The organism is Achromobacter sp., assembly GCF_050285565.1.
Lineage (GTDB): Bacteria > Pseudomonadota > Gammaproteobacteria > Burkholderiales > Burkholderiaceae_B > Achromobacter.
The window spans coordinates 133002-158642 of record NZ_JBLZXG010000001.1; the positions used below are offsets into that span (position 1 = coordinate 133002).

The window sequence follows — 25641 nt, forward strand, 5'->3', positions numbered from 1 at the left end:
CGCCGCGCGAACGAACATTATGTATAAATTCGCCGCGCCCGGCGCGTGTCTCAGGCCGGCGTTTTATCTTTGAATTCGCACAGATCCGAAATACCGCATTGCGGGCATTTCGGTTTGCGCGCCACGCACACATAACGGCCTTGCAGAATCAGCCAGTGATGCGCGTCCTGCATATATTCGCGCGGCACGAACTTCTCCAGTTTCCGCTCGACTTCCAGAACGTTTTTGCCGGGGGCCAGTCCGGTGCGGTTCGAGACCCGGAAGATATGCGTGTCGACTGCCATCGTGGGCTGGCCGAAGGCCGTGTTCAACACCACGTTGGCGGTCTTGCGGCCGACACCGGGCAGCGCTTCCAGCGCCTCGCGGGTCTGCGGCACTTCGCCGCCGTATTGCTCGATCAGGATGCGGCAGGTGGCGATGGCGTTCTTGGCCTTGGTGCGGTACAGGCCGATGGTCTTGATGTAGTCGGCCAGGCCTGCCTCGCCCAGGTCCAGCAGCGCTTGCGGCGTGCCATATCGCGGGAAGAACTTGCGGGTGGCGATGTTGACCGACTTGTCGGTGGCCTGCGCCGACAGCAGCACCGCGATCAATAGTTGGAACGGCGTGTCGTATTCCAGTTCGGTGGTCGGGTGCGGGTTGGCCGCTTGCAGGCGGGCGAAGATCTCTCGGCGTTTGGCGGCGTTCATGGGCGCGGGGTATTCCGACGGGCGCGGGCTCGCGCCAGCGCGGATTCAATGGCGGCGCGCTTGCGGTCTTCGCTTTGCGCATCATCGGTGACGACAGGCGTGGGCGCGGCGTCGGGCTCTGGGGCCATCAGGCGGGCGTTGGCGGCGGCCAGGCGCTCGACACGCGCCTGATGGCGGCGATGCCGCTGGCGGCCGGCATCGGCGTCGGCAGCGGTCCAGGCGCGGCCGGCGGGTACCATCTGGATGCAATCGACCGGGCAGGGCGCCACGCACAGGTCGCAGCCGGTGCACCAGTCGGGCAGCACGGTGTGCATGTGTTTGTTGGCGCCGACGATGGCATCGACCGGACAGGCCTGGATGCACAGCGTACAGCCGATGCAGTGCGCCTCGTCGATGCGGGCCACCAGCAGCGGGCCGGGCGCGCCGCGGCTCGTATCGAGGGGCAGCGCGGGGGTCTGCAGCAGCGCGGCCAGCGCGGCGATGCCTTCTTCGCCGCCCGGTGGGCAGCGGTTGATCGGGGCGGCGCCGGCGGCGATGGCCTCGGCATAGGGCCGGCAGCCGTCATAGCCGCATTTGGTGCATTGCGTCTGGGGCAGCAGTGCATCGATGCGGTCGGCGAGGGAGCGACAGGACATGGCGTACAGTGAAAAGCGTCAGGCGCCGCGCGGGCGCGAAGCCGGGCGTGCCCGCTCGGGCAGGAAAATGAACGGGGCCGCTCGGGCAGGAAAGTGAACGGGGCCGCTCGGGCCCCGTGGACTACGGTTCGGGAAGGGCCAATGGCCCTAGGCCGACTGCCGGATGAATTCCGCGATTTTAGGACAGATCATTTCGCGCCAGCGGCGGCCCGAGAAAATCCCGTAGTGGCCGCAATTGGGGGCGGTGTAATGCATCTTGCGGTCGGCCGGGATGTTCTTGCACAGCTTGATGGCCGCGCGCGTCTGGCCCTGGCCGGAGATATCGTCCAGCTCGCCCTCGATGGTGAACAGCGCCACCTTCTTGATGTCGGCCGGGCGCACCCGTTGGCCGTCGACTTCCCAGGTGCCGTTGGGCAGCGCGAATTCCTGGAACACCATGCGGATGGTGTCCAGGTAGAACTCGGCCGGCATGTCCAGCACCGCGTTGTATTCATCGTAGAAGCGGCGGTGGGCCTCGGCGTCGCTGTCGTCGCCGCGCAGCAGATCCAGGTAGAAGTCGTAATGCGACTTCATATGGCGGTCGGGATTCATCGCCATGAAGCCGGCATGCTGCAGGAAGCCCGGATAGACCTTGCGGCCGGACCCCGGATAGCGCGGCGGCACCGGGTGGATGACCTGGTTCTCGAACCACGAATAAGGCTTGGTGGTGGCCAGGCGGTTCACCTGCGTGGGCGACTGGCGTGGATCGATCGGGCCGCCCATCATGACCATGCTGCGCGGCTGGCGCGGATCGTTGGCCGAGGCCATCAGCGACACGGCGGCCAGCACCGGCACGGTGGGCTGGCAGACGGAGATCACGTGCACATCCGGCCCCAGGTGGCGGATGAAATCCTGCACATAGCGCACGTAGTCGTTCAGGTGGAACGGGCCGGCCGACAGCGGCACCATGCGCGCGTCGACCCAGTCGGTGACATAGACGTCATGGCCGGGCAGCAGGGCGCGCACCGTATCGCGCAGCAGGGTGGCGTGGTGGCCGGACAGCGGCGCGACCAGCAGCACCTTGGGATCGTCCTGCGGGGCCTGGCGCACGTCGCGGTGGAAGTGCACCAGGCGGCAGAAGGGCTTGTCCAGCACGATCGATTCGGTGACACGCACCGACTTGCCGCTGATTTCCGTGGCGGGCAGGTTCCAGGCGGGCTTCTGGTATTCCTTGCCGATGCGCGTCATCAGCTCGTATCCCGCGGCCATCTGGCGCGAGATCGGGGTGTAGGCAAGGGGGCTGTAGGGGCTGGAGAACAGCTGGGAACCGGCATCCGTGAATGCAGCGAACGGAGTCAGGAAGGCGCGCTGCATTTCGTGCAATTGGTACAGCATTGGGGGAGTCCTTCTGGGTCGTGCGTGTGCCCCGATTATTGCGCCGGGGAGTAACGGTATTTCCAATTTGTCTGACGAAAGCGCCTGAAAACCGGATTTTGTGTTGCAAAAATGCGACCCGTCATCCCTTGGGCACCAGTTTAGGGCGCAATCCGCGGCGATGGGGGGAGGAAAACGGCGGATTTTTGCACTAAGCCGGACGGGCCGGAGGCCCATCCGGAGAGGGGCGGCGGCTCACCAGTAGTTTTCCACTGCCAGATTGCCGGGGATGCCGCGGCGGCCCGGCTTGAAGCCGCGTTCGCCCAGCAGCTTGCGGGCGTCGGCCAGCATGTCCGGATTGCCGCAGAGCATGATCTTGGCGTGCTCCGGGTCCAGGGGCAGGCCCGCCAGGCGTTCCAGCCCGCCGTCGGCGATCAGGGTGGTCAGGCGCGCCTGCGGCATGCCGGGCAGGGCCTCGCGGGTGGCGATGGGCAGGTACATCAGCTTGTCCGGCTCGGCCGCGAACCGCTCGGCCAGGGACGGATCATTGCGCCAGCCTTCGATTTCCTCGCGATAGGCCAGCTCCGCCGCGGTGCGCACGCCGTGCACCAGGACGATGCGGCGATAGGCGCGCCAAACGGCCGGGTCGCGCAGGATCGACAGGTAGGCCGACAGGCCCGTGCCGGAGGCCAGCAGCCAGAGGTCACCGCCGGGCGCGAAGCGTTCCAGTGTCAGGAAGCCGTAGGGCGCTTTTTCGACGTACAGGGCGTCGCCCGGCTGCAGCCGCGCCATGCGCGGGCTGAACAGCCCCTCGGGGACCACGATGGAATAGAACTCCAGCCAGGGCTGGTGCGGGGCCGACACCATCGAATAGGCGCGCCACAGCGTGGGCGGGCCGGCGGGATCCTCGGCGCCCGGCAGACCGACGCGGGCGAACTGGCCCGGCTGGAAGGCATACGCGTCGTCGCGCGTGACGCGCACCGAGAACAGCTTGTCGGGTACCCAGGTATGGACGTGGGTGACGGTCTGGCGCGTGTATTTGGAATCGTCGGTCATCGGCACATCGCGCGGCGCGGGCCGGGGACGGCCGCGCGCTCGCGGATCATTTTTCCAGGTATTGCAGCTTGCCCTGCTTGCCGTTCCATTCGTCGGCGTCGGGCAGCGGCTTCTTGGCGCGGCTGATGCTGGCGAACTCGGGCGAGAGTTCGGCGTTCAGGGCGATGAAGTTGAGTTGGTCCTGCGGCACGTCTTCCTCGGCGTAGATGGCGTTGGCCGGGCATTCGGGGATGCACACGGCACAGTCGATGCACTCGTCGGGGTCGATCACCAGAAAGTTCGGACCCTCACGAAAACAGTCCACCGGGCATACGTCGACGCAATCGGTGTACTTGCACTTGATACAGTTTTCGGTGACAACGTGGGTCATTCTCAGGAACTCCGGGCAGGCGGCATTGTGTCTTGTTGGGCGAATTTTACCCAATGCGCGGCCGATACGTCGCCAATACCCTGTTGACATCGTGGCGCATTGGGGGTTTGCCGTGCCTCGCTATGCTATGGTGTCGCGAAACGATACGCGTAATCATGATAATCACCTCGCTGCTCGACACCGACCTGTATAAATTCAGCATGATGCAGGTGGTGCTGCATCAATTCCCCGCTGCCCAGGTCGAGTACCGTTACAAATGCCGGACACCGGGGGTCGACTTGCGCCCCTACCTGGACGAAATCCGCGAAGAAGTGCACCAGCTTTGCCAGTTGCGCTTCACCGAGGACGAACTTAAATATCTGGGTGGCTTGCGTTTCATCAAAAGCGACTTCGTCGATTTCCTCGAACTGTTCCACCTGCCCGAACGCTGCATCAGCATCCGCGAAGGCGAGGGGCCGGGCGAGATCAGCATCGAGGTCAAGGGCCCCTGGCTGCACACCATCCTGTTCGAGATCCCGGTGCTGGCCATCGTCAACGAGGTCTACTTCCGCAACACGCGCAAGAACCCGGACTGGGCGGAAGGCCGCAAGCGCCTGCAATCGAAGATGCACCTGGTGCTGGACGATCCGGCGCTGGCCGATTTCCGCGTGGCCGAATACGGCACCCGCCGCCGCTTCTCCAAGGTCTGGCACGAAGAGATCGTGTCGACCATGAAGGCGCAGATGGGGCCGCACTTCGCCGGCACCAGCAATGTGCTGCTGGCCAAGCAGCACGAAGTCCTGCCGTTGGGCACCATGGGCCACGAATACCTGCAGGCCTGCCAGGCGCTGGGTCCGCGGCTGCGCGATTCGCAGGTGTACGCGCTGGAGGTGTGGGCCAAGGAATACCGCGGTGACCTCGGCATCGCGCTTTCCGACGTCTATGGCATGGACGCCTTTCTGCGCGATTTCGACATGTATTTCTGCAAACTGTTCGACGGCGCGCGGCATGATTCAGGCGATCCCTTCGTCTGGGGCGAGCGGCTGCTCGAACACTACCGCAAGAACCGCGTTGACCCGCGCGCCAAGACGCTGGTGTTCTCGGATTCGCTGACCTTCCCGCGCGCCATCGAACTGGCGCGCCAGTTTGCCGGGCGCTGCAAGGTGTCGTTCGGCATCGGCACCAACCTCACCAACGATCTGGGCCACGAGCCGCTGCAGATCGTCATGAAGATGGTTCGCTGCAATGGCCAGCCGGTGGCCAAGGTGTCGGATGCGCCCGAAAAGACCATGTGCGACGATCCGGCCTACCTGGCCTATCTGCGCCAGGTGTTCCAGTTGCCGCCCGCCTGACACCGCGGCAGGGTAAAGTTCGCCATTCTTCGTATTGTTCCAACCCGTCAACTCGTCATTAGGGGAATATTCATGAGCAGCATCAAGCGCTTCCACGTCGCCAAGCGCCTGTCGGACATGGCCGTCTACAACGGCGTCGCGTACCTGGCGGGCCAGGTGCCGGACGATGCCACGCTGGACATCACCGGCCAGACCGAGCAAGTGCTCGCGACGATCGACCGCCTGCTGGCCGAAGCCGGCACCGACAAGACCAAGATCCTGATGGCCCAGATCTACGTGGCCAACATGAAGGAATTCGACGGCATGAACAAGGCCTGGGACGCCTGGGTCGCCGACGGCAACTCGCCCCCGCGCGCCACCGTCGAGGCCCGCCTGGCCAATCCCGATTACAAGGTCGAGATCGTCGTCACCGCCGCCGTCGCCTGAACGCCGCATGCACGATGAAAGCCCTCCGGCACGCCGGAGGGCTTTTTTGTTTCCGGGCGTCCGTCGCGGCCGGCACTGGCGCTAACCCGTCGTCAGCAACAGGCCGGCCAGCAGGCCGCCGGCCTCTTCGCAGCGCGCCAGTTCGTCTGCCGCCACGATCTTGGGGGCGGCGATCTGTCCGGGCGTCTGCGCGCCCAGGTTGACGATCAGCGGCGGCATCACGGCGCGCAGGCGCCAGCCAATGCAGATGCGTTCCACCTGGCGCGCCGCGCCGGCGCCGTCGCTGCCGGCGCTGATCAGGCAGGCGTACGGCCGTCCGGGGATGCGGTCGAGCGCGCCGTAGTAGCAACGGTCGAAGAATTCCTTCATTTCGCCGCTCAGGCTGGCCAGGTTTTCCGGCGCGCAGAACAGGAAAGCGTCGCTGCCCAGCATCTCGTCCACCCCGGCGTCCGCGGCGCGGCGCAGGGTCACTGTCAGGTCGTCGGGCTGTTCCAGCAGCGCGGCCGCCGCGATGGCGCCGCGGGCGGCGGCCTCGGCCATCTGGCGGGCCGCGCCGGTGCGCGAATGCCACACGATCAGCAGCCGTTTCATGGGTAGCGCGCCAGGGTGTCCTGGCGATAGTAGGCCCGCAACAGGCCAAACCATTCGGGCAGGGCCTGGGCCATGGGGTAGGGATCGACGAAGAAGTGTTCGGAGCTGACGGCGAAGAACTCAGCTTCGTCGGTGGCGGCATACGGATCCAGCGGCAACTGGCCGTACCAGGCGTCGGCCTGCGCGCTTTCCGGGTCCACATCGTGGGGAATGGCCGCCTCCACCGCGTCCACCGCGGCGATGAAGCGGTCCAGGCTGTCGTCCAGGATGCGGCGCCACTCGCGCGGCTTGAGGTCGCCGTGGGCCGCCAGCGACGGCATGCCGTCGGCTAGGCCCGACTGCAGGTCGAGTTTGTGCGCGAATTCGTGGATCACCACGTTGAAGCCGCCCTCGGACAACTGCGTGTCTTCCCATGACAGGATCAAGGGGCCGCCTTCCCAGGCCTCGCCGGCGGCGTCTTCCAGGTACTCGTGCATTACGCCGTCTTCGTCCATCTGCCTGCGCGGGATGCGAAAGCCGGCCGGATAGACGATGATCTCGTCCCAGCCCTCGTACAGCGTGGGCGTCAGGTTCAGGATCGGCAGGCTGGCCTGGGCGGCGATCGACAGCCGCATGAAGTCGGTTACCTCCAGACCGCGCGCGCCGTTGATGGTCTTGCTGGCCAGCAGCCAGGCCGCGCGCGCCAGCAACTGCGCGGATTCCGTGGCGTCCAGCGCCGCCAGGAAGGGATGGGCGTCCAGCACCTGCCGCCAGAGGGCGGGGGCGATCCGGGCCTGCATCTGCGCCACCTCGGCGGCGCGCGCTCCCCGGCCCTTGAGCCAGCGCAACATAAGCTTGGGTTCCTTGTATATGTGCCTGGCACCAGCCAGGGTTTTCAGCGTTGATTCCTAGTGTAGAGTGTCGGAATCTTCGATTACCGTTCCGCACGACGTTCGCGATGTCCGCCCCGCCCGTACCTGATGCGCCTTCGCCTTTCGACGCTTCCTGGCGACAGGAGGCGGGCGCGGGCCTCGACGCCGGCGGCCTTGCGCTTATCGACCAGGCGGTGGCCTGGTCGGTTCCCCGTTTCGAGGGCCAGCAGGCCCTGACGGGCGAACCGCTGGCTTCGCACGGCGCCGGCGTGGCGCGGATCCTGGCGGGCCTGCACACCGACGCCGCCACGCGCGCCGCGGCCCTGCTGGCGGCCTTGCCCACCGACCTGACCGCGCCGGCCCCCGCGCTGCGCAACGACCCGATCGCCACCGCTTTCGGCGCCGAGGTGGCCCGCCTGGTGCAGGGCACGCGCGCCCTGCTGCGCCTGGGCGTGGTGGCGCGCCAGGCCAGCGACGCCGAGGCGGAAACCGGCTCGCAGAAGGAAATGCAGCGCAAGATGCTGCTGGCCATGGCGGCCGACCTGCGTATCGTGCTGATGCGCCTGGCTTCGCGCCTGCGCACCCTGCGCTGGCATGCCGAAAGCAAGACGCCCTGTTCGACCGCCTTCGCCCGCGAAACCCTGGATCTGTACGCGCCGCTGGCCAACCGCCTGGGCATCTGGCAGATCAAGTGGGAAATGGAAGACCTGGCGTTCCGCTTCCTGGAGCCCGACCGCTACAAGCAGATCGCCCGCCTGCTCGAGGAAAAGCGGGTCGAGCGCGAGGCCTTCATCGCTGGCGCCATCGAGCGCCTGCAGACGGCGCTGGCCAAGCACGGCATCGAGGCCGAGGTCAGCGGCCGGCCCAAGCACATCTACAGCATCTGGAACAAGATGCGGATCAAGCGGCTCGACTTCTCGCAGATGTACGACCTGCGCGCCCTGCGCATCATCGTCGAGGACGTGCGCGCGTGTTACATGGCGCTGGGCATGGTGCACGAAATGTGGACGCCGCTGTCCGACGAGTTCGACGATTACATCTCGCGGCCCAAGCCCAATGGCTACCGCTCGCTGCACACGGTGGTGGCCGACGACGATGGCCGGCCGTTCGAGGTACAGATACGTACCCGCGAGATGCATCAGTTCGCCGAGTACGGCATGGCCGCCCACTGGCGCTACAAGGAGGCCGGCGCCAAGGGCGGGCAGGTGGCCGCCTCTAGCGAATACGACCGGCAACTGGCCTGGATGCGCCAGTTGCTGGCCTGGAACAGCGACGTCGAGGCGGGCGAGGCGCCCGCCGCCGACAAACCCGAAGGCACCCGATCCGCCGCCGGCAAGTCCGGGCCGGGCAAAAGCCGCCATGCGGCCGTCGCGCCCGCGCCGACGGATGAGCGCATCTATGTGCTGACGCCGCAGGCCCGCGTGATCGAGTTGCCGGCCGGCGCGACGCCGGTCGATTTCGCCTATCACCTGCATACCGACCTGGGCCACCGCTGCCGGGGGGCGCGCGTCGACGGCCAGATGGTGCCGCTGCAGACGCGCCTGGCCACCGGCCAGACGGTCGAGATCATCTCGGCCAAGTCCGGCGGCCCGTCGCGCGACTGGCTCAATCCGCAATTGGGCTTCCTGGCCAGTCCGCGGGCCCGCGCCAAGGTGCGCATGTGGTTCAACGCCATTGAACTGCAACAGCGCATCACACAGGGCCAGGCGCTGGTCGAAAAGGAACTGCAGCGGCTGGGCAAGACCGCCATCAACCTCGAACAGTTGGCGCAGAACCTGGGTTTCGCCCGCGCGGATGACCTGTATGTGGCCGCCGCCAAGGAAGAGTTCAGCCTGCGCCAGATCGACGCCGTGTTCCAGCAGCCGGCGCCCGCCGTCGAGCCGCAGCCGGCCGCCCTGCGCCACGCCAGCGCCGGCAGCGCCGAGAAAAGCGGCAAGAGCGGGGTGCTGGTGGTGGGCGTGGACTCGCTGCTGACGCAACTGGCGCGCTGCTGCCGTCCGGCGCCGCCCGACGCGATCGCCGGCTTCGTGACGCGCGGGCGCGGCGTGTCGATCCACCGCAGCGACTGCCACAGCTACCTGGCGCTGGCCGCGCGCGAACCCGAGCGCGTGATCGAGGTGGCCTGGGGCGAGACCCCGGCCGACACCTTCTATCCGGTCGACATCAGTGTGCGCGCGCACGACCGCCCGGGCCTGCTGCGCGACCTGTCCGAAGTGTTCGCGCGGCTGCGCCTGAACGTGGTGGGCGTGAACACCCAGAGCCGTCAGTCGCTGGCCCATATGGTGTTCACGGTGGAGGTGCGCGGCGGTGAATCGCTGGCTCGCGCGCTGGATGCGCTGGCCGAAGTGCCGGGCGTGTCGTCGGCGGTGCGCCGCTAGCCGGGCACGCTCTGGAGCAGACCGCGCGGGGTAGGGCCGCGTTGGCGCGACTTCCCGGGCCGTGGCGGCCCGGGATGCTGCCGGCCGATCTCAGTGGTCCAGGTTCTCGTGGGCGCGTTCGCGCATGAAGAACGACGCCACCAGCCCCAGCGCCACGCCAAACATGACGTAATAGGCCGGCGCCATCGGCGAGCCGGTGGTCTTGATCAGCCAGGTCACGATGAATTGCGCGAAACCGCCGAAGATCATCACCGCCACGTTATAGGCCAGCGACAGGCCCACCGAGCGCACCCGCGCCGGGAACAGCTCCGCCATGACGGTGCTGAACACCCCGAAGAAGGCCGACACGAAGAAGCACACCACGATCTGCACGGTCAGCAGGCGGCCGATCGACGGCGCATCTGACAGCCAGTAGTACAGCGGATACAGCACCACCAGGTAGCCGATCAGCGAGCCGATCACGATGGGGCGGCGGCCGGCACGGTCGGACCAGGCGCCCATGAACGGCGTCAGCAGCACCATCAGCGCCGCGCCCGCCATCTGCACCAGGAAGGTCTGGTTCAGCGGCAGTTTCAGAATCTGGGTCGAGTAGGTCACCAGGTAGGTGAAGGTGATGTAGATCGACACCGTCGCCGTCACCACCAGGCCCACGCCGATCAACGTCTCGCGGGTGTGGGTGCGGACCATCTCGGCCAGGCTCAGGCGCTGCACCTCGCCGCGCGCGGCGGCCTGGCGCTCGTCTTCCTTCATCTGCTTGAAGGCGTCGGTTTCGTCGATGTTGCGGCGAATATAGATGGCGATCGGCACAATCACCAGGCCGAAGGCGAACGGCAGGCGCCAGGCCCAGGCCGCGATCTGCTCTTGCGTGAAGAACTCGGTGATCAGCGTGCCGCAGGCCGCGCCGATCAGCAGCGCCAGCATCTGGCCGGCCATCTGCCACGAGCCGTAGAAGCCGCGCTTGCCATTGGGCGCCATCTCGATCAGCAGGGCGGTCGAGGTGCCGAACTCGCCGCCGGCCGAGAAGCCCTGCAGCAGCCGCGCGATCAGGATGAAGATGGGCGCCAGGATGCCGGCGGCGTGATAGGTGGGCGCCACGGTGATCAGGGCGATGGACACCGCCATCAGCGAGGTCACCAGCACCATGGCCGACTTGCGGCCCTTCTTGTCGCCGTACAGGCCCAGGATGATGCCGCCCACCGGACGCATGAAGAAGCCGACGCCGAAGATCGCCGTGGTCATCAGGATGGCGTTCAGTTCGCTGCCCGGAACACTGGGATCGGTCGGAAAGAACAGTTTCGAGATGATCGGCGTCATGAACGCGAACACCAGGAAGTCATACCATTCGAGGGCATTGCCGATCACTGCCGCCACGATATTGCGCGTGGGAACTGCTTTGTGCTGCACGGTTTCTCCTTGGGGGGCTTGCTGCTTGAAGGCCGTCATTCTAGGCCCAGGCGCGGCTCGCGTCCGGCCCGCGGCGCAGGACGCGGACGCGTCCTGGCTTTACACTCCTGCTTTTCCCCGAGAGAGTTGCTACATGAACGCGCGCACCTGGCTGGAGACGCTGGTCGGTTTCGACACCACCAGCCGAAATTCCAATCTTGCCCTCATCGAGACCGTCCGCGACTGGCTCAAGGGCCAGGGCGTCGAGGCGTGGCTGGCGCACAATCCCGAGCGCACCAAGGCCAACCTCTTCGCCACCCTGCCGGCCCAGGACGGCAACTCGCAGGGCGGTATCGTCCTGTCCGGCCACACCGACGTGGTGCCGGTCGATGGCCAGGACTGGAGCACCGATCCGTTCAAGCTGGTCGAAAAGGACGGTCTGCTGTATGGCCGCGGCAGCTGCGACATGAAGGGTTTCATTGCCGGCTCGCTGGCGCTGGTGCCGGAATTCCTGGCCATGCCGCGCAAGAAGCCGATCCACCTGGCGTTCTCGTACGACGAGGAAGTCGGCTGCGCCGGCGCCCCATACATGCTGGCCGACCTGCTCGACCGCGGCATCCGCCCCGAGGGCTGCGTGGTGGGCGAACCCACCGGCATGCAGGTGGTGGTGGCGCACAAGGGCATCAACCTGTTCCGCTGCAAGGTGCACGGCAAGGCGGCGCACTCGTCGCTGACCCCGCGCGGCTGCAACGCCATCGAATACGCCGCCCGCCTGATCTGCCGCATCCGCGATCTGGCCGACAGCTTCAAGGCCAACGGCCCCTACGACCGGTTCTACGACGTGCCGTTCTCGACCATGACGACCAACCAGATCCGCGGCGGCATCGCGGTCAACACCATTCCCGAGCTGTGCGAATTCACCTATGAATTCCGCAACCTGCCGGGCATGCAGCCCGACCAGATCCAGGCCGAAGTCGAAAAATACGTGCGCGATGAGCTCCTGCCGCGCATGCAGGCCGAATTCGACGGCGCCCGCATCGAGATCGAGACCGGCGCCGCCGCGCCGGCCCTGGAAGCGTCCGAAGAGGCCGCCATCACCCAATTGGTGCGCGCCCTGACCGAGGACCGCGCCACCCGCAAGGTCGCCTACGGCACCGAGGCCGGCCTGTTCCAGGGCATCGGCATCCCCACCGTGGTCTGCGGCCCCGGCCACATCGAGCAGGCGCACAAGCCTAACGAGTTCGTCGCGCTCGACCAACTGGCCGCCTGCGAGACCTTCCTGCGCCGCATGGGGCAGTCGCTCTGACGCCCGGGCGTGGCGCCGGCGGGGCAGGGGACGCCGTCCCCGCCCGCGACCGGCGTCAGGTAAAATGACGGGTTGCAAACCGGATTCGCGGACGGCAGAGGCCGGCCGTGATACCGGGGGAGATGCTTGGTGAAACCTTACGATTTTCCGGATGCCCTGGGCCATTTCGGCCCTTATGGCGGTGTTTTCGTGGCGGAAACGCTGATGCACGCGCTCGACGAGCTGCGCGCGGCCTATGATCGCTATCGTGTCGATCCCGCCTTCCTGGAAGAGTTCAACTACGAACTCAAGCATTTCGTCGGCCGCCCCAGCCCGGTCTATCACGCCCGCCGCTGGTCCGACCAACTGGGCGGCGCGCAGATCTGGTTCAAGCGCGAAGACCTCAACCACACCGGCGCCCACAAGATCAACAACTGCATCGGCCAGGCGCTCCTGGCCAAGCGCATGGGCAAGCCGCGCGTCATCGCCGAGACCGGTGCCGGCCAGCACGGCGTGGCCACGGCCACGGTGGCGGCCCGCTACGGCATGGAATGCGTGGTCTACATGGGCAGCGAAGACGTGCGCCGTCAGGCTTCCAACGTCTATCGCATGAAGCTGCTGGGCGCCACGGTGGTGCCGGTCTCGTCCGGCTCGCGCACCCTGAAGGACGCGCTCAACGAAGCCATGCGCGACTGGGTCACCAACATCGAGAACACCTTCTACATCATCGGCACGGTGGCGGGGCCAGACCCCTATCCGCGCATGGTGCGCGATTTCCAGACCGTCATCGGCAACGAATGCCTGACGCAGATGCCCGAGGCCATCGGCCGCCAGCCCGACTACGTCGTGGCCGCGGTCGGCGGCGGCTCCAACGCCATGGGCATCTTCCACCCCTACATCCCCTACGAGAACGTGCGCCTGATCGGCGTCGAAGCCGCCGGCGAGGGCATGGACAGCGGCAAGCATGCCGCGTCGCTGGCCGCCGGCCGGGTCGGCGTGCTGCACGGCAACCGCACCTACGTCATGCAGGACGCCGACGGCCAGGTCCAGGAAACGCACTCGGTCTCGGCCGGGCTGGACTACCCCGGCGTCGGTCCCGAGCACGCCTGGCTCAAGGACTCCGGCCGCGCCGAATACGTCGGCATCACCGACGACGAAGCCCTCAAGGCCTTCCACGATTGCTGCCGCATCGAAGGCATCATGCCGGCGCTGGAGTCGTCGCATGCCATCGCCCAGGCCGTGAAGATGGCTCCCACGCTGCCGCGCGACGCCGTGATCCTGGTCAATCTGTCGGGCCGCGGCGACAAGGACATGCATACCGTCGCCGAACGTGCCGGTATCGAGCTCTAACATGACGACAACCCGTTCCGATCGCATTGCCGCCGCCTTCGGGCGCACCGCCGAATCCGGCCGTGCCGCGGCCCTCATTCCCTACATCGCCGCCGGCGATCCGTCGCCTCAGACCACCGTGCCCCTGATGCACGCCCTGGTCGAAGCCGGCGCCGACGTCATCGAATTGGGCGTGCCATTCTCCGATCCCATGGCCGACGGCCCGGTGATCCAGCGCGCCGCCGAGCGCGCCATCGCCCAGGGCGTGGGGCTGGGCCGTGTGCTCGATCTGGTGGCCGAGTTCCGCCAGCGCGATACGGCCACCCCCGTGGTGCTGATGGGCTACGCCAACCCGATCGAGCGCATGGGACAGGCCGAGTTCGCCCGGCGCGCCGAAGTCGCGGGCGTGGACGGCGTGCTGGTGGTCGACTATCCGCCCGAAGAAGTGGTCGAGTTCGCCGGCACCCTCAGCCGCCACGGCATCGCCCCGATCTTCCTGCTGGCCCCCACCTCGACCGAAGCGCGTATCCAGGCCGTGGCCCACGTGGCCCGCGGATATGTCTACTACGTGTCGCTCAAGGGTGTGACGGGCGCCGGCTCGCTCAACACCGACGACGTCGCCGAACGCGTGGCGGTGATACGCCGGCACGTGCGCGACATCCCGGTCGGCGTGGGCTTCGGTATCCGCGACGCGGAAAGCGCGCAGCGCGTGGCCCGCGTGGCCGACGCGGTCGTGATCGGCAGCAAACTGATTGAAACCATGGAGCAGGCGGTGGCGAACGCCCCCGCCGCCCAGCAAACCGACGCCGCAGTCGCCGCCGCCAGCGGCTGGCTGCGCACCATCCGGCAGGCGCTGGATCAAGTAAAACGACCGAGCGTGCCGGCCTGAACGGCCTGGCGCGACTTCCTTACGGGATGAAAAAACAATGAGCTGGATCGAAAAACTCCTGCCGCCTCGCATCAACAAAACCAGCGACAGCGGCGCCCGCCGCGTGCCCGAAGGCCTGTGGGTGAAATGCCCGTCGTGCGAAACGGTGCTGTACAGCGAAGACCTGGCGGCCAACCTGCACGTCTGCCCCAAGTGCGATCACCACATGCGCATCGGGGCCCGCGCCCGCATCGATTCGCTGCTCGACATGGAAGGCCGGGTCGAGATCGGCCAGAGCACGCGGTCGGTCGACTCGCTCAAGTTCAAGGACACCCGCAAGTATCCCGAGCGCCTGGCCGAGGCCGTCAAGCAGACCGGCGAGACCGACGCGCTGGTGGTGGTCAGCGGCTCCATCCGTGGCGTGCCCGCGACGCTGGCCTGCTTCGAATTCGAATTCATGGGCGGCTCCATGGGCTCGGTGGTCGGCGAGCGCTTCGCGCGTGGCGCCCAGGCCGCGCTCGACAACAAGACGCCTTTCATCTGTGTCGCCGCCTCGGGTGGCGCGCGCATGCAGGAAAGCCTGCTGTCGCTGATGCAGATGGCCAAGACCAACGCCATGCTGACGCGTCTGTCGGCCGCTGGCCTGCCCTTCATCAGCGTGCTGACCGATCCCACCATGGGCGGTGTGTCCGCCAGCTTCGCCTTCATGGGCGACGTGGTGATCGCCGAGCCCAAGGCCTTGATCGGCTTCGCTGGCCCGCGCGTGATCGAACAGACCGTGCGTGAGAAGCTGCCGGAAGGTTTCCAGCGCGCCGAGTTCCTGCTGCAGAAGGGCGCCATCGACATGGTGGTGGATCGCCGCCAGTTGCGCGAGGAAATCGCCCGTTTGCTGGCCCTGCTGACCAACCAGCCCGCCGACGTCGTCACCGCCGCCTGATCCAGCCTTCCCGGCCTCTGTCCGGGGCCATGAAAAAGCCGCCGCGCACTTGTGCCGGCGGCTTTTTCATGGCCCCGGTTTTCAGCGCCGTGGCAGCGTCATTTTCAGGCGCTGGCGGAACAGTGTTTTTCATGATTTTTGTTGCCTTATTGCGACATGTTGCGAGCCTTCTGGCCCGGTTTTTGCTATGTTCTGTAGTACTGGATAACACTCGCGCGTTGCCGCGAGATGTCATCCCAACAAAATACGGAGTTGCTCCCAATGCAGTCGACGAAGAAGAAAATGCTTGTCCGCCTTGCCGGTTTGGCCCTCGCCGGAGCCGCCACCCTCGCCAGCGCCCAGTCGTCCGAGGGTACCCAGGGCGGGGTGAGCCTGCACTATGGCGTGGGCGACCACTATCAGCGCTTCACCTTGAACTACGAAACGCCCTCGGTCTGGACCTATCAGTTCGGTGGCAACTGGGGCCGCCTGGATCTCACCCCCGAACTCGGCGTGTCGTACTGGCAGGCCAACGGCGACCGCTCGCCCAGCAGCGTGTGGCAACTGAATGCGATCCCGATGTTCCGTTGGTGGACCGGCGAGCGCTTCTACCTCGAAGCCGGTATCGGTGCCACCGTGTTCTCGCGCACGCGCTTCGCCAACGAGAACATCAGCACCGCCTTCCAGTTCGGCGACCACGTCGGCCTGGGTTTTCTGCTGACCCCGAACAACCGCATCGGCCTGCGCTACTCGCACTTCTCCAATGCCAGCATCAAGCGCCCGAATCCGGGCCTGGATACGGTGCAATTGACCTATACGTACCAGTTCTGATCGCCGCGCGGTCCGGCCTGACGAAAACCCTCGGCGACGAGGGTTTTTTTTTGGCCCCGGCCCGCGCCAGTCCCCGGCGAGGGCCACGGCAGGCGCAAAAAAAGCCCCCATCGGACGATGGGGGCTTCTGCTTGCGCGGCTTGCCTCAGTGGCGGGTTTCGACCTGAACCAGCGGTTCATTCGAGACCGGAGCCACCGGCTTGCGTTCGCGGCCCAGGCGGACCGGCGTGTGCGCGGCGGCGATGCGCAGTTGCGTCTGCGCGTGGCGCTCGGGGTCGGTTTCCACCCACTGCAGGCCAGCGGCGTTGACCACATCGTGCAAGGCCTGGGCCTTGGCCGAGGGGGCCGTTGCCGGCACCACGATGGGCTGGGCGCTGGCCGGTGCCGTTTCCGCCGGCATGGCCGGCGTCGCCACCGGGGCCGGGACGGCCTGCGGTTCGACCGGCGCTGCCGTCACGGCCGGTGCAATCACCGGTTCGACCGTGGCGGCTTCCACCGGTGCCACGGCGGGCACGGCCGGCTCGGAAACCTGGCTGGCGGGTTCGACGGCCACCGGCGCGGTCGCTTCGGCAGCCGCGGTGTGGACGGGTTGCGGGGCTTGCGGCTCGAACGAGGCGACCGGTGCCTGCTCAGCCTGAACCGCGGCCGGCACGGCGTCAGCCTGGACGGTTTCGGTCTGTTGCACAGGCGCTTCGGCTTGCGTTGCGGCGGGTTCGGCCACAGCGGCGACCGGCGCGGGCGCGGCGGTCACGTTCTCGGCCTGTTCGCCGGCGTCGTCCTCGGCGCCGTCTTCCAACGGCTCGTCGCTGCCTGCCACGCCGGCCTCGTCCGGGCTGCGGCGGCCACGGCGGCTGCGGCGGCGGCGGCGCTTGCGTTCCGGATCGGCGCCGGCCTCGGCGCCTTCGGCGGCGGGCACGCCATCGGCGATCTGGTCGATGGCCTCGGCGGGTTCGGCCTGGGCATCGGCGGGCTGGCGGGCGGCTTCAGGCAGCGCCGTGGCGACGGACTGGGCCAGCGCGGCCACCATGCTTTCCTGCTCGCTCATCGGCGCGTCGGCCTGGCCTTCCTCACGGCGGTTGCGGCCACGGCCACGACGGCGGTTGCGGCTGGCGCCGGCGTCATCGCCGACCGCTTCCGGCGTGTTGTCGGGACGGTTCGAAGCTTGCGCGGCCTGCACGGTCTGATCGCGTTCGCCACGTTCGTTGCGGTTGTTGCGTTCGCCACGTTCCTGGCGTTCGCCGCGCTCGCCTTCGGGGCGACGGTTGCCTCGGATGTGGTGACGGCCGCCTTCGCCGCCCTCGGCACCTTCCGTGCGCGATTCGCCGCGACGGTTGCGGTTGCGATCCGAGCCATGGCGTTCGCCGCGGCGTTCCTGGCCATCGTGGCGGCCCTTGCCGCGCGAGGGAGCCGCGGCGCGCTTGGCGCCCGCGTCCTCCTGGGCGGCGGCAGGCGCGGCCTGGGTGGCCTCGGCGTTGCCGGTCAACCAGCCGAACAGGCGCTTGAGCAGGCCGGGACGGCTCGCTTGCGCCGGGACGGCCGGGGCGGCGGGCGCCGGGGTGGGCGTCGATACCGGGGCCGGCTGCGAGGGCGTGATGCCCTTGACCAGGGCTTCGGGACGGGCCTTGATCTCGCTTTCGCGCGGCTGCCAGGGGGCGTCCGTGGCCGGGGCCTCGACCAGCTCGAAACTGGTCTTGACTTCTTCCAGGCGCGGATCGTCGTGGCGCAGGCGCTCGATATGATGGTGCGGGGTTTCCAGGTGCTTGTTGGGGATCAGCACCAGGTTGACCTTCAGGCGGGCTTCCATCTTGGTGATGTCGGCGCGCTTTTCGTTAAGCAGGTAGGTCGCCACGTCGACCGGCACCTGGGCGTGAACCGCCGCGGTGTTTTCCTTCATGGCTTCTTCCTGCAGCAGGCGCAGGACGTGCAGGGCGCTGGATTCGGCGTCGCGGATCACGCCGGTGCCGTTGCAACGCGGGCAGGTGATGTGCGAGCCTTCGTTCAGGGCCGGACGCAGGCGCTGGCGCGACAGCTCCATCAGGCCGAAGCGCGAGATCTTGCCCATCTGCACGCGGGCGCGGTCGAAATGGAGGGCATCACGCAGGCGCTGTTCGACGGCGCGCTGGTTCTTGCTGTCTTCCATGTCGATGAAGTCGATCACGATCAGGCCGCCCAGGTCGCGCAAGCGCAGTTGGCGGGCCACTTCGTCGGCGGCTTCCGAGTTGGTCCGCAGGGCGGTTTCCTCGATGTCGGCGCCGCGGGTCGAGCGCGCCGAGTTAACGTCCACCGACACCAGCGCTTCGGTGTGGTCGATGACAATGGCGCCGCCCGAGGGCAGCGTCACCGTGCGCGAGTAGGCCGTTTCGATCTGGTGTTCGATCTGGAAGCGCGAGAACAGCGGGATGTCATCGCGGTAGCGTTTGACGCGCTGAACGTTGTCCGGCATCACCACGCTCATGAACGCGGTGGCCTGGTCGGCGATTTCGTCCGTGTCGATCAGGATTTCACCGATCTCGGGCGAGAAGTAATCGCGGATGGCGCGGATGACCAGGCTGGATTCGAGATAGATCAGGATCGGCGCGGAGTTGTCGCGCGCGGCGCCGTCGATGGCGGTCCAGAGTTGCAACAGGTACGACAAGTCCCATTGCAGTTCTTCGACGTTGCGGCCGATGCCCGCGGTGCGGGCGATGATGCTCATGCCCTGGGGCAGCTCGAGCTGCTCCATCGTGTCGCGCAGTTCCTGGCGGTCCTCGCCCTCGACGCGGCGCGAAACGCCACCGCCACGGGGGTTGTTGGGCATCAGCACCAGGTAGCGGCCAGCCAGCGAGATGAACGTGGTCAGGGCGGCGCCCTTGTTGCCGCGCTCTTCCTTTTCGACCTGGACGATCAGTTCCTGGCCTTCGCGCAGGGCGTCCTGGATGCGGGCGGTGCGGACGTCGACGCCTTCCTTGAAGAAGCTGCGGGCCACTTCCTTGAAGGGAAGAAAGCCGTGGCGGTCTTCGCCGTAGTTGACGAAGCAAGCTTCAAGGCCGGGCTCGATCCGGGTGATGACACCTTTGTAGATGTTGCCTTTGCGTTGTTCGCGGCCGGCAGTCTCGATGTCTAGGTCGATGAGTTTTTGCCCATCGACGATCGCGACGCGTAATTCTTCCTGGTGCGTCGCATTGAACAGCATGCGCTTCATGAGAGGGTTTCTCCGTTGTCATGACGCGCCGATATCGGCGCGTGACCTCGGGCCACTCGGGCTGCGGCTGAAGCGGGCAAGAAGATGCGGACCGTACCTGGGCGGCGCCCAGGCGTATCCGCCGCGGGTCAGGCGGGCACGTCGTGCCGTGGGGCACGGGGTTCTTTCAGCAGGAGGGTCAGCTTCACTGAATGTGGTTTGACGGAAATGTGCTGTGAACGGCAGTTGCGGTCGGATTGGTTGCCTACACGCAGCTGGTGCTTTAAATATGCGACGATTCTTGCAGTGCTTCAAGCCGCTTGCGGCAGGCAACGGACCTGCTGGGACAGCGGGCAAGATGAATGCCACACCACTATCCGGCAGGGCGCGGTTGCGCCGGCGACCAAATGACCCAGGGGTTGAATGAGCAGGCAGTACAATGGCGGCCCACGCGCTCGACGGAGTTGCGTTCTTGAGTTGCATCTCTACGCCAGCGGCTGATTCAGCCCCTTAAGGCTGTCCCGATTATATGTCGCTTTCCGCAATGCGCAAAGAAACTTCCTCCCCTATGGCCCCCCCCTCCGTCCGCATGGTGGAAGTGGGCGCCGAGCACGCCGGCCAGCGCCTGGACAATTACCTGATGCGCCTGTGCAAGGGTGTCCCCAAAACCCATATCTACAAGGCCATTCGCGGCGGCGAAGTCCGGGTGAACAAGGGACGTATCCCGGTCGATTACCGGGTCGCGGAAGGCGACATGGTGCGGATTCCGCCGCTGCGCCTGCCCGATCCGGGCAAGCCCAAGCCGGTGCCGGCCGCCGAATTCCCGGTGGTGTTCGAGGACGACGCGATGCTGGTGGTGGATAAGCCGGCCGGTGTGGCGGTGCATGGCGGCAGCGGCGTGTCCTTCGGTGTCATCGAGCAACTGCGCGCCGCCCGTCCCGAGGCCAAGTTCCTGGAACTGGTGCACCGGCTCGACCGCGAGACCTCCGGCCTGCTCATGGTGGCCAAGAAGCGCAGCGCGCTGCTGGCCCTGCACGCCATGCTGCGCGAGGGGCGCAGCGACAAGCACTACTATGCGCTGGTCGAGGGCGACTGGGTCAACGATCGCCAGCACATCAAGCTGTCGCTGTCCAAGTGGACCACCCAGTCGGGCGAGCGCCGCGTCAAGGTCGATCCCGACGGCCAGACCGCCCACACCATCATTACGCTCAAGCAGCGCTTCGGCCGTTACAGCCTGGTGGACGCCGAGTTGCGCACCGGCCGTACCCACCAGATCCGCGTGCATCTGGCGGCCAGCGGCTTTCCCATCGTCGGCGACGACAAGTACGGTCACGACGAGGTGCGGGCCGAGTTCTCCCGCATGGGTTTTGGCCGCATGTTCCTGCACGCTCACCAATTGACCCTGAACCATCCGCTGACGGGCGAATCGATGACGCTGACGGCCGAGTTGCCGCCCGCGTGCCGGAAAATACTCAAACAACTGGAGTCGGTCTGATATGTCGTATTCGCTGGTCGTGTTTGACTGGGACGGAACCCTGATGGATTCCACGCACAGCATCGTGGCCGCCATCCAGGGCGCCTGCCGTGACCTGGAGCTGCCGGTGCCCTCGGCCTCCGACGCCAGCTGGGTGATCGGCCTGTCGCTGGAAAGCGCCCTGCGCCGCGCGGTGCCGCAACTGACCCAGGCCATGCTGCCGCGCTTCCTCGAGCGTTACCGCACCCACTACCTGCTGCGCGATCCCGAACTGCGCCTGTTCGATGGTATTCCCGAGCTGTTGACCGAGCTGGCCGAGCGCGATGTGCGCCTGGCGGTGGCCACCGGCAAGAGCCGCGTCGGCCTTACCCGCGCCCTGGCCGCGACCGGCCTGGGCCCCATGTTCGATGCCACCCGCACCGCCGACGAGACCTTCAGCAAGCCGCACCCGGCCATGCTGCACGAGCTGATGAGCGAGCTGGACGTCGACCCCGCCCGCGTGGTGATGGTCGGCGATACCTCGCACGACCTGCAGATGGCCGCCAACGCCGGCGTGCATGGCCTGGGTGTGACCTATGGCGCGCATACCCTGAAGGAACTCGAAGGTTGTGGCCCGCAAGCCATCCTGGACAGTGTGCCGCGCGTGCGCGAATGGCTGCTTGGCCGGATCCTCACGGCGGCCGCCTGAGTCGTTTGTGGCGGCCGAGTCGGACGTATTCGCGGGAACGCCCGAGGCCTGCCACGGTCTATCGCTGATCACCGCCGGCGTGGTCGGCGGAATATGATGGGGCCGCGAAACGTCCACCGTTCAGGCAGGGTGCAGTGCCGCGGTGCCGCGCCGGCCCCCAGGAGAATCCCATGCTCATACGCAAGCCCCAAGACATCGTCCCTTCCGACATCACCCCCGAGGCGGTCTGGCGCTCGCGCCGCGACCTGATCCTGCGCGCGGGCGTGGCGGCGGCCGGCCTGGGACTGCCGGGCTGGGCGGCGCGCAGCGCCTTCGCCCAGGGCGGAGCCGCCGGCGTCCTGGCCGGCCAGCCCAGTCCGGCCCTCAGCGTCATGGACAAGCAAACGTCGTTTGCTGATATTACGTCCTACAACAACTACTACGAATTCGGCGTCGACAAGGGCGAGCCGGCGTCCAATGCCGGCAAGCTGCAGACCCGGCCCTGGACGGTCAGCGTCGAAGGCGAGGTCGGCAAGCCGCGCACCTTCGATATCGACGAACTGCTCAAGCTGGCGCCGATGGAAGAGCGCGTCTACCGGCTGCGCTGCGTCGAGGGCTGGTCCATGGTCATTCCATGGGTCGGCTACTCGCTGTCGGCGCTGCTCAAGCAGGTCGAGCCCACCGGCAATGCCAAATACGTGGAATTCGTCACCGCCGTGCAACGCGAAAACATGCCGGGGGTGCGCGCCGCCATCCTCGACTGGCCGTACGTCGAGGGCCTGCGGCTGGACGAGGCCATGCATCCGCTGGCGATGCTGGTGTTCGGCGTCTATGGCAAGGTGCTGCCCAACCAGAATGGCGCGCCCCTGCGGCTGGCCGTGCCCTGGAAGTACGGGTTCAAGTCGGGCAAGTCACTGGTCAAGATCCGCCTGGTGGAAAAGCAGCCGGTATCTTCGTGGATCAAGGCCGCGCCGCAGGAATACGGCTTCTATGCCAACGTCAATCCGGCCGTGCCGCACCCGCGCTGGAGCCAGGCCACCGAGCGGCGCATCGGCGAGGATGGCTTGTTCTCGCCCAAGCGCAAGACCCTGATGTTCAACGGTTATGCCGAGCAGGTCGCGTCGCTCTACCAGGGCATGGACCTGAAGGCCAACTATTGAAGCCGCCCATGGCTGAAGGGGTGGCCGCGTCCGCGGCGCGCAAGTCGCAGTGGTCGGCGCGGGCCGTCGGGCGCGCCAAGCCCGGGTTGTTCCTGCTGGGCCTGGCGCCCTTCGCCCGCTGGCTCTGGCTGGGTTTCAACAACGGCCTGAGCGCCAATCCGGTGGAGTTCCTGACGCGCTCCTCGGGCACCTGGACGCTGGTGTGCCTGCTCGTGACCCTGGCGATCACGCCCTTGCGGCGCCTGACCGGGCAGCCGGCGCTGGTGCGCCTGCGCCGTATGTGCGGCCTGTTCGCTTTTTTCTATGGCGCCATGCACTTCATGGCCTGGGTCTGGTGGGACAGAGGGTTCGATCCTGCCGCCATGCTGCAGGATATCGGCGAGCGGCCCTTCATCGCCGTGGGGTTCGCCGCGTTCGTGCTGATGACGGCGCTGGCGGCCACTTCCACCCAGTGGGCCATGCGCCGGATGGGGCGGCGCTGGCAGCAACTGCACCGCGCCATCTACGCGATCGGCCTGCTGGCAGTGCTGCATTATTGGTGGCACAAGGCGGGCAAGAACGACTTGTCGCAGCCGATTCTTTACGCCGCCGTGCTGGCGCTGCTGCTGGGCTGGCGGCTGGCCGCCTGGTGGCGCCGCCGCCCGCGATGATGCCTGCGCGCGGCCCTGGCACCGCGACGACCGGCGCAGGCTGGTGGCCGCCCTACAGCATGGCCAGCATGATCGCCGCCGTCTCCGCGTCCGGCTGGCCGTCGTGCAGGGCGGGGCGATAGTGCATCTGGAACGCCGCCAGCACATTGAGGGTGGCGCGATCCAGCGTGCCATGCTGCGGGCTGGTGTAGCCCAGGCGTTGCAACTGCTGCTGGAACCAGGCGACGTCCGGCGTACCCTGGGTCTGCAGGCGCGCCAGGTGCGCGGCGGCGCCGGCCTCGTCATACCAGCGGCCGATGCCGGCAGCGGCCAGTTGCTTCCACGGGAACAGGGGGCCGGGGTCGACTTTGCGCTGGGGCGCGATGTCGCTGTGGCCCACCACGTTCTCGGGCGCGATGCCGTTGCGCTGGATGACGTCGCGCAACAGGATCGTCAGTGTGCGGATCTGCCGGTCGCCATAAGCGTGCCAGCGCGGTTTGCCGTCGTCGCCGTCGGTCCAGCCCGGGTTGACGATCTCGATGCCGATGGAGGTGCTGTTCATGGCGTTCAGGCCATACCAGGCGCTTTCGCCGGCATGCCAGGCGGCGCGGGTCTCGTCGACCAGCCGGTAAGCGCGGCCGGGCGAGTCGATCAGGTAGTGGGCGCTCACCTTGCCCTGTGACAGCAGCTTCATCGACAGCGCATCGTCGGCCGAGGTGTAGTGCAGAACCACGAAGCGCACCCGGCTGCTCTGGCTGACCGCGGTGATGGAAGTGTCCAGATTCAGGCCGGCCGGGCCGCGCTGGGCGCACCCGGCCAGGGCCGCGAGGGCCAGGAAAACGGCGGCAGATCGGATCATGGTCAGCGCGCCAGGTACAGGAACAGGGTCGGCATCTTGTCCAGCTGCGGGGCGGGCTGCTTTTTCCAGTCGGCAATGGTGCGCGTGACGATCCATTCGTCGGCGGTGGTCAGCGCGCGGGCGACGCACAGCTTGGTGTCGCCCTTCAGGCTGGCCAGCAGCGTGGCGAACATGGCAGCGTTGCGGTAGGGGGTCTCGATCAGCAACTGCGTCTGATTGTGCCGTGCGGAGTGCTGTTCCCAGGCCTTCAGTTGCTTGGCGCGCTCGCCGGCATCCACCGGCGCGTAGCCGTGGAAGGCGAAGCGCTGGCCGTCCAGTCCGCTGGCCATCAGGCCCAGCAGAATGGAGGAGGGGCCGACCCATGGCTTGACGGTCAGGCCCAGTCGATGGGCGGCGTCCACCACCTTGGCGCCGGGGTCTGCGACCGCCGGGCAGCCGGCCTCGGACACCAGGCCGATCTCGGCGCCCTGGCGCACGGGTTCGAGCCAGGCGTTGATCTGGGCCGCGTCGGTCTTGTCGGTGAGCGTGTGGACGGTGATTTCCTGCAGCGGCCGGCTGGTGCCGATCAGCTTGAGGAAGGCGCGCGCCGTTTTGGCGTTCTCGGCGATGTAGGTATCCAGGCCGCCGGCCAGCGCGCGCACGTCGGCGGGCAGCCAGCGGTCGGGGGCGGCTTCGCCCAGGCCGACGGGAATCAGGTGCAGCGCGCCGCTCATGCGGGCGCTCCCGGGGCGTCCAGGGGATCCAGGCCGAAGCCGGCCAGCATGCCGGTCAGGGCGATCAGCGGCAGGCCGATGATGGCGGTCGGGTCGTCGCTCTGGATGCTTTCCATCAGGGCGATGCCCAGGCTTTCCGCCTTGGCGCTGCCTGCGGTATCGTAGGGTTCCTCGGCGCGCAGGTAGGCGTCGATGGCGCGGTCGGACAGCCGCCGGAAGCGGCAGCGGGTGACGATGTCGGCTTGTTCCACCCGTTGGCCATCAGTGACCGCCAACGCGCTGTGAAATTCCACGATCTGTCCCGAAAGTGCGCGCAATTGCGCCTGGGCTCGCGTAAAATCCCCCGGCTTGCCTATGGGTTGGCCATCCACCGTGGCCACTTGGTCAGAGCCGATGACGACGCTGCCCGGATGCCCGTCGGCCACCGCCATGGCCTTGGCCACGGACAGGCGCAGCGCCAGCGCCGCGGGCGATTCGCCCGGTTGTGGCGTTTCGTCCACATCTGGCGAAATCGCGATGAAGGGCAGGCGCAGGCGGCTGAGCAATTCTTTGCGGTAGCGCGAGCTGGAAGCGAGGATCAGGCTGGGTTGTGAGGGCATTCGATATTTGACGCTGGGACGTAAGTCACGGTATTATCTAACGTTTTGCGGCGTTTTTGCAGGGCAGCATGCTCTTACGGATATAAGGAAC

24 protein-coding genes are annotated in these 25641 nt (G+C 67.1%); 12 read left to right on the top strand and 12 right to left on the bottom strand.

Going from position 1 to position 25641, the window contains the following annotated elements:
- Window positions 1–50: 50 nt before the first annotated feature.
- The 5 genes from nth to fdxA form a co-directional block, all read right to left on the bottom strand.
- Window positions 51–686, bottom strand: a complete 636-nt coding sequence (nth, locus tag ACN6O8_RS00595; protein ID WP_427989159.1) for an endonuclease III — start codon at window positions 684–686, stop codon at window positions 51–53.
- The gene (gene rsxB, locus ACN6O8_RS00600; protein ID WP_427989160.1) at window positions 683–1321 is read right to left on the bottom strand and encodes an electron transport complex subunit RsxB; all 639 of its coding nucleotides are present in this window, start codon (window positions 1319–1321) and stop codon (window positions 683–685) included. The genes nth and rsxB overlap by 4 nt, the downstream gene beginning before the upstream one ends.
- 147 nt (window positions 1322–1468) lie before the next feature.
- Window positions 1469–2695 carry a polyhydroxyalkanoate depolymerase gene (locus tag ACN6O8_RS00605; protein WP_427989161.1) on the bottom strand — a complete coding sequence of 409 codons (1227 nt, stop codon included), beginning with the start codon at window positions 2693–2695 and terminating at the stop codon, window positions 1469–1471.
- 234 nt (window positions 2696–2929) lie between these two features.
- Window positions 2930–3730 (bottom strand): ferredoxin--NADP reductase, encoded by an 801-nt coding sequence (locus tag ACN6O8_RS00610; RefSeq protein ID WP_427989162.1) that lies wholly within the window; start codon window positions 3728–3730, stop codon window positions 2930–2932.
- 46 nt (window positions 3731–3776) lie between these two features.
- Window positions 3777–4100, bottom strand: a complete 324-nt coding sequence (gene fdxA / locus ACN6O8_RS00615) for a ferredoxin FdxA (RefSeq protein ID WP_427989163.1) — start codon at window positions 4098–4100, stop codon at window positions 3777–3779.
- Between the two features lie 155 nt (window positions 4101–4255).
- On the opposite strand from fdxA, the gene pncB reads away from it, so the two are divergent.
- Both pncB and ACN6O8_RS00625 read left to right on the top strand, forming a co-directional pair.
- Window positions 4256–5431, top strand: coding sequence for a nicotinate phosphoribosyltransferase (gene pncB / locus ACN6O8_RS00620; protein ID WP_427989164.1), 1176 nt, complete (start codon window positions 4256–4258; stop codon window positions 5429–5431).
- 72 nt (window positions 5432–5503) lie between these two features.
- Window positions 5504–5857, top strand: coding sequence for a RidA family protein (locus tag ACN6O8_RS00625; protein ID WP_427989165.1), 354 nt, complete (start codon window positions 5504–5506; stop codon window positions 5855–5857).
- A gap of 81 nt (window positions 5858–5938) precedes the next feature.
- Here the strand turns inward: ACN6O8_RS00625 and ACN6O8_RS00630 are convergent, their stop codons facing one another.
- Both ACN6O8_RS00630 and ACN6O8_RS00635 read right to left on the bottom strand, forming a co-directional pair.
- Window positions 5939–6448 (bottom strand): flavodoxin family protein, encoded by a 510-nt coding sequence (locus ACN6O8_RS00630; RefSeq protein ID WP_427989166.1) that lies wholly within the window; start codon window positions 6446–6448, stop codon window positions 5939–5941.
- The gene (locus tag ACN6O8_RS00635; protein WP_427989167.1) at window positions 6445–7278 is read right to left on the bottom strand and encodes a zinc-dependent peptidase; all 834 of its coding nucleotides are present in this window, start codon (window positions 7276–7278) and stop codon (window positions 6445–6447) included. Before ACN6O8_RS00635 ends, ACN6O8_RS00630 begins: the two co-directional genes overlap by 4 nt.
- A 107-nt stretch (window positions 7279–7385) precedes the next feature.
- On the opposite strand from ACN6O8_RS00635, the gene ACN6O8_RS00640 reads away from it, so the two are divergent.
- Window positions 7386–9677 carry a RelA/SpoT family protein gene (locus ACN6O8_RS00640; RefSeq protein ID WP_427989168.1) on the top strand — a complete coding sequence of 764 codons (2292 nt, stop codon included), beginning with the start codon at window positions 7386–7388 and terminating at the stop codon, window positions 9675–9677.
- A gap of 90 nt (window positions 9678–9767) precedes the next feature.
- Here ACN6O8_RS00640 and ACN6O8_RS00645 read toward each other — a convergent pair whose 3' ends face one another.
- Window positions 9768–11081 (bottom strand): MFS transporter, encoded by a 1314-nt coding sequence (locus ACN6O8_RS00645; protein WP_427989169.1) that lies wholly within the window; start codon window positions 11079–11081, stop codon window positions 9768–9770.
- Between the two features lie 133 nt (window positions 11082–11214).
- On the opposite strand from ACN6O8_RS00645, the gene argE reads away from it, so the two are divergent.
- From argE to ACN6O8_RS00670, 5 genes are all read left to right on the top strand, one after another.
- Entirely contained in the window at window positions 11215–12366 is a 1152-nt protein-coding gene (gene argE / locus ACN6O8_RS00650; RefSeq protein WP_427989170.1) for an acetylornithine deacetylase, read from the top strand.
- A 129-nt stretch (window positions 12367–12495) separates the two neighbouring features.
- Window positions 12496–13695: a tryptophan synthase subunit beta gene (gene trpB / locus ACN6O8_RS00655; RefSeq protein ID WP_427989171.1), complete on the top strand. Its 1200-nt coding sequence runs from the start codon at window positions 12496–12498 to the stop codon at window positions 13693–13695.
- Between the two features lies 1 nt (window position 13696).
- Window positions 13697–14563, top strand: a complete 867-nt coding sequence (gene trpA / locus ACN6O8_RS00660; RefSeq protein ID WP_427989172.1) for a tryptophan synthase subunit alpha — start codon at window positions 13697–13699, stop codon at window positions 14561–14563.
- A gap of 37 nt (window positions 14564–14600) precedes the next feature.
- Window positions 14601–15479 (top strand): acetyl-CoA carboxylase, carboxyltransferase subunit beta, encoded by an 879-nt coding sequence (accD, locus tag ACN6O8_RS00665; protein ID WP_049072142.1) that lies wholly within the window; start codon window positions 14601–14603, stop codon window positions 15477–15479.
- Window positions 15480–15740: 261 nt separating this feature from the next.
- Window positions 15741–16289, top strand: a complete 549-nt coding sequence (locus tag ACN6O8_RS00670; RefSeq protein WP_427989173.1) for an acyloxyacyl hydrolase — start codon at window positions 15741–15743, stop codon at window positions 16287–16289.
- Between the two features lie 145 nt (window positions 16290–16434).
- Here the strand turns inward: ACN6O8_RS00670 and ACN6O8_RS00675 are convergent, their stop codons facing one another.
- On the bottom strand, window positions 16435–19470 hold the full coding sequence (locus tag ACN6O8_RS00675) for an Rne/Rng family ribonuclease (protein WP_427989174.1): 3036 nt from the start codon (window positions 19468–19470) through the stop codon (window positions 16435–16437).
- Window positions 19471–19978: 508 nt separating this feature from the next.
- Between ACN6O8_RS00675 and ACN6O8_RS00680 the strand changes: the two genes are divergently transcribed.
- The 4 genes from ACN6O8_RS00680 (at window position 19979) to msrQ (ending at window position 23400) form a co-directional block, all read left to right on the top strand.
- Window positions 19979–20944, top strand: a complete 966-nt coding sequence (locus tag ACN6O8_RS00680; RefSeq protein WP_427989175.1) for an RluA family pseudouridine synthase — start codon at window positions 19979–19981, stop codon at window positions 20942–20944.
- A gap of 1 nt (window position 20945) precedes the next feature.
- Window positions 20946–21611 (top strand): HAD family hydrolase, encoded by a 666-nt coding sequence (locus ACN6O8_RS00685; protein WP_427989176.1) that lies wholly within the window; start codon window positions 20946–20948, stop codon window positions 21609–21611.
- Window positions 21612–21781: 170 nt separating this feature from the next.
- The gene (msrP, locus tag ACN6O8_RS00690; protein WP_427989177.1) at window positions 21782–22750 is read left to right on the top strand and encodes a protein-methionine-sulfoxide reductase catalytic subunit MsrP; all 969 of its coding nucleotides are present in this window, start codon (window positions 21782–21784) and stop codon (window positions 22748–22750) included.
- A gap of 8 nt (window positions 22751–22758) precedes the next feature.
- The gene (gene msrQ / locus ACN6O8_RS00695) at window positions 22759–23400 is read left to right on the top strand and encodes a protein-methionine-sulfoxide reductase heme-binding subunit MsrQ (RefSeq protein WP_427989178.1); all 642 of its coding nucleotides are present in this window, start codon (window positions 22759–22761) and stop codon (window positions 23398–23400) included.
- 52 nt (window positions 23401–23452) lie between these two features.
- Here the strand turns inward: msrQ and ACN6O8_RS00700 are convergent, their stop codons facing one another.
- Genes ACN6O8_RS00700 through ACN6O8_RS00710 form a run of 3 tightly spaced genes read right to left on the bottom strand, consistent with a single transcriptional unit; the run spans window position 23453 to window position 25550 of the window.
- Entirely contained in the window at window positions 23453–24244 is a 792-nt protein-coding gene (locus ACN6O8_RS00700) for an N-acetylmuramoyl-L-alanine amidase (RefSeq protein WP_427989580.1), read from the bottom strand.
- Window positions 24241–24951, bottom strand: coding sequence for an SAM-dependent methyltransferase (locus tag ACN6O8_RS00705; RefSeq protein ID WP_427989179.1), 711 nt, complete (start codon window positions 24949–24951; stop codon window positions 24241–24243). Before ACN6O8_RS00705 ends, ACN6O8_RS00700 begins: the two co-directional genes overlap by 4 nt.
- A complete protein-coding gene (locus ACN6O8_RS00710) occupies window positions 24948–25550 on the bottom strand; it encodes a Maf-like protein (RefSeq protein ID WP_427989180.1) in 603 nt (200 codons plus the stop codon). Before ACN6O8_RS00710 ends, ACN6O8_RS00705 begins: the two co-directional genes overlap by 4 nt.
- Window positions 25551–25641: the final 91 nt, after the last annotated feature.